At 77.3% G+C, this 2686-nt stretch carries 1 protein-coding gene; it reads right to left on the bottom strand.

Features of this window, described 5'->3' with window-relative positions:
• Positions 1–2513 (bottom strand): winged helix-turn-helix domain-containing protein (locus FNH09_RS46950; RefSeq protein WP_156110867.1); only part of this gene is annotated, 2513 nt, incomplete at its 3' end.
• Positions 2514–2686 lie beyond the last annotated feature (173 nt).

Raw genomic sequence — 2686 nt, 5'->3', positions numbered from 1 at the left:
CCCGCGCTCCCGGTCCCGATGGTCCCCGCAGCCCCACCGACTCCCGCGGCCCCACCGACTCCCGTGGCCCCGGCGGCCCTAGCGGTCCCTGCGACTCCCGCGGCCCCGGCGGTCCCCGCGGTCCCGGACCCGATGGTCCCCGCGGCCCCCGCGGTCCCGGTGGCTGCTGCGGCCGCAGCGGCCGCGGCAGTCGCAGGGGTTCCCGCGGCCGCAGGGGTTCCCGTGGCCGCCGCGCTCGCCGTGGTCCCCGCGGCCGCGGCGAGTTCGGCGCGTGCGGCCGCCACCGCGCAGGCCGGCCGGTGCTCCGCGGTGGGCTCCAGCAGCCTGGCGGCCTCCTCGGCGCGCCCCACGGCGATCAGCGCCGCAGCCTCGACCAGCGCCGCCTCGGTCTCGGCCCACGGGGAGGAGACCGCGGCGGTGACGGCCGGCTCCCCGGCCTCCACGACCGTACGAGCCTGCCCGCGAGCCAGCCGCAGCCGCGCCCCGGTGATCGCCCCGAACGCGGCCAGCACCGGGTCCCGCGGTCCGCCGTGGGCTTCGGCCACCTGACCGAGCAGCGCCTGGGCCTCGTCCAGTTCGTCGCGTTCGACGGCCACGGCCGCCAGCACCAGTCGGCCGATCCCCGAACGGGACGACGGCGGCAGACCGTAGCGGTCCGCCTCCTGCGTCGCGGCCTGGGCCCGCTTCTCCGCCCCGGCGAACCGGCCCTCCAGGTAGTCGATCAGCGCCAGGTGCGCGAGGGACTCCTGCCGGGCCGACGCCGTGGCGACCCCGCCCGCGCAGGCGGCCGCCTCGCACAGCGCGGCCCGCGCCTCCGCGAAGCGTCCGGCCCACAGCCGGGTCACCCCGAGGTGGACCAACAGCTGCGCGGTCAGTTCGGGGTGCCGTTCCAGCAGGTCGGCGGGGAGCGCCCGGCGCAGTTCGCGGGCGGCGTCGGCGGCCCGTTCGGCCCTGGCCGGGGACCCGGTCAGGCGCCCGACCAGGGCCTCCAGCAGCGCCACGCTCATCCGTGCGGGGGCCAGCGCCGACCAGTCGTCATCGGTGTCGGCCGCAACCTGCGTGAGCACCGCGCCCGACGCGTCCGCCAGGTCTCCTGACGCCGCCGGGTCCGCCGAGGCGGACGTGTCCGGCGTGTCGGCCGGCACCGTGCCCAGGTCCCGCTCGGCGTGGCGCAGATGGGCCAGTCCGCGGTCGAGGTCGTGACCGGCCAGGGCGCGGGCGGCGAGGACCAGCCGGACCGCCGGGCCGCCCGCCCCGGAGGTCATCCGGGAGAACAGCTCGGCGAGATCGTCGGCGTACAGGCCGCTGAAGAGCTGTCCGATGGCCAGGTCGTCGACCAGGGCCCGGGAGGTGAACTCCCAGTCCCCCGCCGCGCTGCCATGGGCGAGCGTCTCGGCGAGCGAACCCCACCGGCTCAGCCAGCGCGCGGCCCGCCGGTGCAGCCGGGTCTCCAGACCGGGCCGGCGCTCGCGCAGATGGGCGCGCAGGATCTCCGCGAACAGCGGGTGCAGCCGGTACCAGTCGTGCCCGAGGGGCTCCACGAAGGCGTTCTCCCGGCGCAGCCGGGCCAGCACGGTCTCGGCGTCGGTACGACCGGTCAGCGCGTCGGCGAGTCCGGCGCGGAACCGCTCCACCACGCTGATCCTCAGCAGGAGGTCCTGGGTCCCCGGCGGCTGCCGCTTCAGCACCTCCGCCAGCAGGAAGTCGGCCACCGTGCTGCGGCCCGCCTCGAACTCCTTCAGATAGCGCTCGGGGTCGGGGCTCTGCTGCGCCGCCAGGGCGCACAGCCGCAGCCCGGCGGCCCAACCCCCGGTGCGCCGGACCAGTCCGCGCACGGCGTCCTCACTCAGCCGCAGTCCGTGGGTGTCCAGTACGGCGGACGCTTCCTCAGGGGTGAACGCCAGCTCGGCCCCGCGGATCTCGGTGATGCTGCCGGCGACCCGGTAGCGGTGCAGCGGGAGCAGCGGCTCACTGCGGGTGACCAGGACGAGGCGCAGTCCCGGGCCCGCGTGGTGCAGCACGAACTCCAACTGCTCGGCTATCTCCAGCGAGGGCACGTGGTCGAACTCGTCGAGGACGAGGATCGCGGGCACCGTGCGTTCGCTCAGGCCGGCCGCCAGCCGTGCCAGCAGGGCGCGGTCCACGCGGCTCGCGTGCGCCGGGCAGCCGACGTCGGGCGGGAGCGGGACGCCACCGGCCCGCAGGGCCTGCACCAGGTAGGCCCAGAAGACGCCGGGCGCCTGGTCGGCGGAGTCCGCGGTGAGCCAGGCCACCGGTCGTCCCAGGTGGGCGGCCCAGTCGGCGACCAGCAGGGTCTTGCCGGCGCCGGCCGGTCCGTCGACGAGGGTCAGCGGGGTGTCCGGCGCCCGGTCCAGCCGTGCCACCAGCCGGGCCCGGCGCAGGAACGTGGTGGGCCGCTCGGGCGGGACGAACCGGGTGCCGAGGAACGGGGCGCCGCGCGGATCGAAGCGCGCGGCCTCCGCCCCGTCCTGCGCCCGGTGCCGATCGGCCACGACGCTCACCACCACCGTCCATCAGGTCGTGGGCGACCTCACCCTCACCCTCACCCCCAGTTTCTCAGTGGTTTCGCTCCCGCGCGCGGCGTCGGGCCCGCGCGCGGGCCCACCCGGCCCCGTACGCGCGCCGACCCGAGCCCGTACGCACGCCCGCCCGGTCCGTACACGGC

This window comes from Streptomyces adustus (assembly GCF_009377175.1).
In the GTDB taxonomy this organism is placed as follows: domain Bacteria; phylum Actinomycetota; class Actinomycetes; order Streptomycetales; family Streptomycetaceae; genus Streptomyces; species Streptomyces adustus.
The sequence above is the reverse complement of the archived record's forward strand: the minus strand, read 5'-3'. Positions and strand labels throughout refer to the sequence as shown.